The sequence below is a fragment of the Thiolapillus sp. genome (assembly GCF_048562965.1).
GTDB classification, from domain to species: domain Bacteria; phylum Pseudomonadota; class Gammaproteobacteria; order Chromatiales; family Chromatiaceae; genus Thiolapillus; species Thiolapillus brandeum_A.
Genome location: NZ_JBHNMF010000187.1, coordinates 1 through 6057, shown reverse-complemented (window position 1 = coordinate 6057; position 6057 = coordinate 1). Strand labels below are relative to the sequence as shown.

The 6057-nt window shown below is 56.2% G+C and carries 6 protein-coding genes; all 6 read right to left on the bottom strand.

What is annotated here, in order from left to right; translation table 11 throughout:
* Window positions 1–174 precede the first annotated feature (174 nt).
* Window positions 175–1503, bottom strand: coding sequence for a heterodisulfide reductase-related iron-sulfur binding cluster (locus ACOCD2_RS10745; RefSeq protein WP_293647509.1), 1329 nt, complete (start codon window positions 1501–1503; stop codon window positions 175–177).
* A 58-nt stretch (window positions 1504–1561) separates the two neighbouring features.
* The gene (locus ACOCD2_RS10740) at window positions 1562–1981 is read right to left on the bottom strand and encodes a rubrerythrin family protein (RefSeq protein ID WP_293647507.1); all 420 of its coding nucleotides are present in this window, start codon (window positions 1979–1981) and stop codon (window positions 1562–1564) included.
* Between the two features lie 197 nt (window positions 1982–2178).
* On the bottom strand, window positions 2179–3111 hold the full coding sequence (locus tag ACOCD2_RS10735; protein WP_293647505.1) for a hydrogen peroxide-inducible genes activator: 933 nt from the start codon (window positions 3109–3111) through the stop codon (window positions 2179–2181).
* Between the two features lie 13 nt (window positions 3112–3124).
* Window positions 3125–4402, bottom strand: coding sequence for a TRAP transporter large permease (locus tag ACOCD2_RS10730; protein WP_293647503.1), 1278 nt, complete (start codon window positions 4400–4402; stop codon window positions 3125–3127).
* Window positions 4402–4926, bottom strand: coding sequence for a TRAP transporter small permease (locus ACOCD2_RS10725; protein WP_293647501.1), 525 nt, complete (start codon window positions 4924–4926; stop codon window positions 4402–4404). Before ACOCD2_RS10725 ends, ACOCD2_RS10730 begins: the two co-directional genes overlap by 1 nt.
* 9 nt (window positions 4927–4935) lie before the next feature.
* Complete coding sequence (locus ACOCD2_RS10720; protein ID WP_293647499.1) at window positions 4936–5922, bottom strand: TRAP transporter substrate-binding protein; 987 nt, start codon at window positions 5920–5922, stop codon at window positions 4936–4938.
* Window positions 5923–6057: the final 135 nt, after the last annotated feature.

Here is a 6057-nt window from a genome sequence, read left to right as displayed (position 1 = left end):
AGCGCCAGCTCTACACCGGATACTTGCCAGGGACTCTTGATTCCCAGTATCTGGGCGTATAGGTCTTTGTCTCTCATAGGGGATTACGATAATCTACCCACTCCATTTGGGGAAGAGCCAGTTTGTTCATTTCTCTACTCCTGCTGCTGGTGTTGGGCTGAAGCCCGACGGGACTCAGATACCGTAAGCCTTGCGCAACAGAGCCAGCGGATGTTCTGCCTTATGACCGTCATCCAGCGCATGAGCAATATGATGCCCCGCCATGATGCAGTCACTGGTCAGGTGATCCGGCTCGAACTGCTTCACTTTGTTGGCCACCGGGCGCACCAGTTTCATGGAAATGGCATGGAACTCCTTCTTCACCGCATAGGTGCCGTCGTGACCGGAACAGCGCTCGATGGCCTGCACTTCCGTATCCGGCACCAGCTGCAGCAGTTCCCGGGTCTTCATGCCGATGCGCTGCACGCGCTGGTGGCAGGCCACGTGGTAGGCCACCTTGCCCAGGGGATGCCTGAAATCGGTGTTCAGCTTGCCTTCCCTGTGTCTCAGCATCAGGTACTCGAAAGGGTCGAAAATGTGATCGCGCACCTTCAGTACGTCTTCGTCATCGGGAAACATCAGTGGCAGTTCCTGCTTGAACATGAGCACGCAGGACGGTATGGGCGCCACGATATCCCAGCCTGCATCGATCATCTTCACCAGTGCCGGGATGTTCACTTCCTTGGCCTCGGCCACTGCCTGCAGATCGCCCAGCTCCAGCTTGGGCATGCCACAGCAGCGCTCTTTCTCGGCAAGGGTTACAGGGATGCCGTTGTGCTCGAACACGGCCAGCAGGTCTTCTCCCATATCCGGCTGGTTGTTGTTGCCGTAACAGGTGGCGAACAGCGCCACCTTGCCCGTTGTACGGCCTGCCGCCTCTCCCTGGGCATCAGATTTGGGCCTGATGCGCTTGCGCAATGGCTTGCTGGTGTATTTTGGGATCACGGCATCGTGATCCACACCCAGGGTTTTTTCCAGCAGTTTGCGGAAACCCCGGTTGGCGTTCATGGTATTGACCACGCCGGCGACGATGGGAATGCCTGCCAGCTTGGGCACCGTATCGGTAGCAGTCAGGATACTGTCCCGGATCTTTGCACCGTGATTCTTGAAATGCACCGCCTTGGCCTGCAGCATGAGGTGTGGAAAATCCAGGTTCCACTCGTGGGGCGGTACATAGGGGCATTTGGTCAGGAAGCACAGATCACACAGATAACAGTGATCCACGACCTTCCAGTAATCTTTCTTGTCCACACCATCCATTTCCATGGTGTCGGACTCATCCACCAGATCGAACAGGGTGGGAAAAGCATGACAGAGGCTGACGCAGCGCCGGCATCCATGACAGATATCGAAAACCCGTTCCATTTCTGTCAGCAGTTTTTCTTCGTTGTAGAAATCCGGATTCTGCCAGTCCAGTGCGTGCCTTGTAGGCGCTTCCAGACTGCCTTCGCGTCGATTGCTCATGTTTCTGTCTACTCCTTCAAACCGGGCCGGGAGATCCCGGCCCGTCGAACTACTTCACTCAGCTGTCCAGCGCATCCAGGGCTTTCTGGAAGCGGTTGGCGTGAGAACGCTCGGCCTTGGCCAGGGTCTCGAACCAGTCGGCAATTTCATCGAAACCTTCATCACGGGCATCCTTGGCCATGCCGGGATACATATCGGTATACTCGTGAGTCTCACCGGCAATAGCCGCCTTGAGGTTGTCAGAAGTGCCGCCGATGGGCAGGCCTGTAGCCGGATCGCCCACTTCTTCCAGATATTCCAGGTGTCCGTGCGCATGACCGGTTTCGCCTTCCGCGGTGGAACGGAATACGGCAGCTACGTCGTTGTAACCTTCGACGTCTGCTTTGGCCGCAAAATACAGATAGCGGCGGTTGGCCTGGGATTCGCCGGCGAAGGCGTCTTTCAGGTGCTGTTCAGTTTTTGAACCTTTCAGTGACATGTCTGTTCTCTCCTTTTTGGTTAAATTGGAAACATAAAGGTGTGTGCATCCGGAGATCTCTATCGGATGCTGCCCGTACATTTCGGAATGGTCTCGCCATCCTCGAAATGAACTATAGTTGAAAGACGGGAGATAATTGAAATTGTTTGTTGCAATACAGCCAATAGGATTTGGCTATAAATAAGACTGATTCTTGGTTATTTTTCCAAGCGCTTGATACAGCTCAATTTACTTGCCAGAACAGCTTCACGAAGAACATCGATTGCCTGGGGACGGGGAAAGCTCTTACGCCATGCCAGCGCTACGATACGGCTCGGGCTGACATCCTCGAAACGCTTGATACTCACCAGGCGTTCTGAGAAGCGATCAGCCCCTGCAGCCGAGCATGGCAATATGGTGACGCCCATACCGCTGGCAACCATGTAGCGGATGGTTTCGAGGGAGCTGCTTTCCAGATCCGCTACCGTAGTGCCTTCTGCCATGTTGCGCTTTCTTATGTAGTCCGGGCAGACCTCCAGCACCTGGTCCCGAAAGCAATGCCCCGATCCCAGCAGAAGCACCTTTTCCCTGCTGATGTCTTCCATGCTGAGCTGCTCCTTGGCATTCAGGGGATGAGAGCTCGGAATCAGCGCCACGAAAGACTCTTCGTACAGAGGCAGGGTGAGTATGCCGTGCTCCTCGAACGGCAGGGAGATCAGAATGGCGTCCACTTCTCCCTGCTTGAGCTTTTCAGAGAGCACGTGGGTGTAGTTCTCTTCGATGATGAGCGGCATCTGAGGCGCGCGCTCTGCCAGTTCAGTGATCAGATGAGGAAACAGATAGGGGCCGATGGTGTAGATGGCGCCGAGGCGCAGGGGCGCTGCAAGCTGATCCCGGCCATGTTCGACGATCTCCCTGATCACCCCGGCCTCCTCCAGCACACGCTGGGCCTGTGCAACCACCTGTTCACCGACAGGTGTTACCGTGACTTCACCCTGGCGCCTCTCGAACAGCTCCACACCCAGTTCGTTTTCGAGCTTTCGCACCGCCACGCTCAGGGTAGGCTGACTGATGAAACAGGCTTCCGCCGCCTTGCCGAAATGCCTTGCCCGGGCAACGGCGACAATGTATTTGAGTTCGTTCAGTGTCATGCTGTGGAGTGTATCAGAACAGTTGGGAAACCAGGAACAGGCTCAGCCAGGGCACGTAGGTGATCACCAGCAGCGCCAGAATCAGTACTCCCATCCACGGAAGAGCCGCTCGGGTGACTTCCCCCAGACTCATGCCGGAAAGTCCGGCCGCCACGTACAGGTTCAGCCCCACCGGCGGCGTGATCATGCCCACTTCCATGTTGGTGGTCATGACGATACCCAGGTGGATGGGATCGATACCCAGGGATGTCGCGATGGGATGAAACAGGGGGGCCAGGATCAGCAGGATAGCGGAAGGCTCCATGAAGTCCCCGGCAAACCATAGGATTACGTTCACCATGAGCAGAAACATCCACGGCTGTGGGTCGGAAGACAACACCGACTGGGCCAGTTCCTGGGGAATGCGTTCCTCGGTGAGTACATGGGCAAAAATCATGGCGCAGGCAATAATGAACAGCAGCATGGAAGTCATCTTGGCGGAATCCAGCATCACCTCCGGCACTTTTTTCAACCCCATGTCCCTGTGCACGAACAGCGCGATAAAGGCAGAGTACACGGCCGCCACGGCAGCCGCTTCCGTGGGTGTGAACACGCCGCCATAGATACTGCCAACCACGATGAGAATCAGCAGCAATCCCCAGAAAGCGCGCATGAAGCACTGGAACAAATGCCGCCAGCCCAGCCGGGGTTCGCTGGGAATATTCATCTTTCGGGCAGCCACCCAGGTGGCGGTCATGAGAAACACGCCCATGAGCACACCCGGCAGGATGCCGGCGATGAACATCTTGCCCACGGATTCCTCCACCGCATCGGCATACACGATCATGGGAATGGACGGCGGGATCAGGATGCCCATGCTGCCGGAGGTGGCCACCACGCCCACGGCGAAGCGCTTGTCGTATCCCGCCGCAATCATACCGGGAATCATGATGGACCCGATAGCCACCACAGTGGCCGGCGAAGATCCGGAAATGGCCGCAAAGAACATGCAGGCCACCACGGTCGCCATGGCCAGCCCTCCCGGCATCCAGCCCACGGCGGCCTTGGCAAAATCCACCAGCCGCTGGGACACACCGCCGGTGGTGAGAAAATGTGCCGAGAGAATGAAAAAGGGAATCGCCAGGAGCGTGGTGTGCTCCATGGTATCGAATAGTTTCTGGGCGATGATAATAGGCGAGTCATCGGTCGCCAGCAAGGTAAACAGCAGGCTGGACAGCCCCAGGCTGATCGCAATAGGAACGCCGATGAGCAACAGAAACAGCAGCCCCAGAAACAGGAACAGCGCATCCATCAGATGTCTTCCACCTGTTTCAGCGCATCCGCCGCTTCATTGGCATGAATGCGCAGTGTCTTGCCCCTGAGAATGTCCAGCCCCACCTGCAGCAGGTGCAGAATCATCAGACCCAGACCTGTTGGAATAGCCAGGTAAGGTATCCACTGGGGGATCTGCAGATCCAGCGTCAGATCACCCCACTCGTAGATCCGTACCGTGTACTGAATGGAATACCAGAACACCAGGCCCACGAACAGCAGGCACAGCATCAGCGCCAGCAGGGCGATGCGTTTCTGGTTCTGTGGCGAAAACTTCTCCACCACGATATCGATACCCAGGTGCGTGCCTGCCTTGAAGCCATAGGCGGCGCCAACCAGCACCACCCAGGCAAACAAATACTGCACCAGCTCCAGCACCCAGGTGAACCCGCTGTGGAACAGATAACGGGCCACCACATTGGTAAAAAGCAGCAATGTGGCTGTCCCCAGGCCTACGGTAATGACGGTCTTCTCGAAGACCTCCAGCCAATGCCCCAGATTCATGGTCGGAATTTAGTGGCCGAGCAAGTCGTGAATCTGCTTGAGAAGGTCCCTGCCGATCTGCTTGCTGAACTTGCCTTCAACACCAGATACAGCCTTGCGCCACTGGGCCAGCTCATCTGCTGTCAGTTCAACCACCTTGGCCTTGCCTGCCGCTTCGATTCTGGCCCGGTCACCCTTGTCCGCTTCCGCAGCGAACCTGCGGTTGGCCTCGGTGGCTTCTGCCATGATCGCCGTCAGCTCCTTGCGAATGTCATCCGGCAGACCGTTCCAGAAGCTGGCACTGACCACCACCATGTAGCCCAGATAGGAATGATTGGAAACGGTGATGTAATCCTGTACTTCATAGAATTTCTTGGAATAGACGTTGGACCAGGCGTTCTCCTGACCATCCACGACCCCTTGCGACAGGGCCTGATAGACTTCCTTGAACGGTAGCTTCTGGGGTACACCACCCAGCGCCTTGATCATGGCCGCATGGACTTCGGAACTCTGAATACGGAACTTCTTACCCGCGAAATCATCCGGTACTTTCTTCAGCGGCCTGTCGCCGCGAATGGAGAACACCTTCATACCGTTGTCCCACAGGGAGAGGGCCTTCAGCCCCTTGCGTTCCAGAGGCTGGGTCATCTTCGCCATCAGCGGAGAATCCACCAGCTTGTGCACGTCATTGATATCGTTGAACAGGTAGGGAATGTCGAAAGCCTGGATGGTACGGGAGAATTTCACGAACTTGGACAGGCTGGGAGCCGCCATGATGCCCGTGGTCTTACTGTCACTCAGACGCATGGCCTCCATGACCTTGTTGTCGTTGTACAGCTGGGAATTGGGAAAGACTTCCACATGTACCTTACCCTTCATGCGCTCGTTCACCAGCTTGGCGAACAGGTCCGCAGCCTTGCCTTTGGGTGTACCCAGCGCCACCACATGAGAAAATTTGATGACGTATTCCTGTGCTACCACCCCCGTGGCGGACAGTGAAAATGCTGCTGCCAGCAATATGCCTGAAAATCTTTTTAGGTTCCTCGACGTTTTAAGTGGAATTCCTCCAAAAACCTGTGCCAGTATAGCGCCAAATACTGGCATGAGGAAAAGACGTGGACGGCAACGAGATACTGCTACTGGGATTGGGGA

What these genes read in the sequence shown, in the direction of transcription:
- ACOCD2_RS10740 (WP_293647507.1), bottom strand. Translation starts at nt 1,981, where the DNA reads ATGTCACTGAAAGGTTCAAAAACTGAACAGCACCTGAAAGACGCCTTC.
- ACOCD2_RS10735 (WP_293647505.1), bottom strand. Translation starts at nt 3,111, where the DNA reads ATGACACTGAACGAACTCAAATACATTGTCGCCGTTGCCCGGGCAAGG.
- ACOCD2_RS10725 (WP_293647501.1), bottom strand. Translation starts at nt 4,926, where the DNA reads ATGAATCTGGGGCATTGGCTGGAGGTCTTCGAGAAGACCGTCATTACC.
- ACOCD2_RS10745 (WP_293647509.1), bottom strand. Translation starts at nt 1,503, where the DNA reads ATGAGCAATCGACGCGAAGGCAGTCTGGAAGCGCCTACAAGGCACGCA.
- ACOCD2_RS10730 (WP_293647503.1), bottom strand. Translation starts at nt 4,402, where the DNA reads ATGGATGCGCTGTTCCTGTTTCTGGGGCTGCTGTTTCTGTTGCTCATC.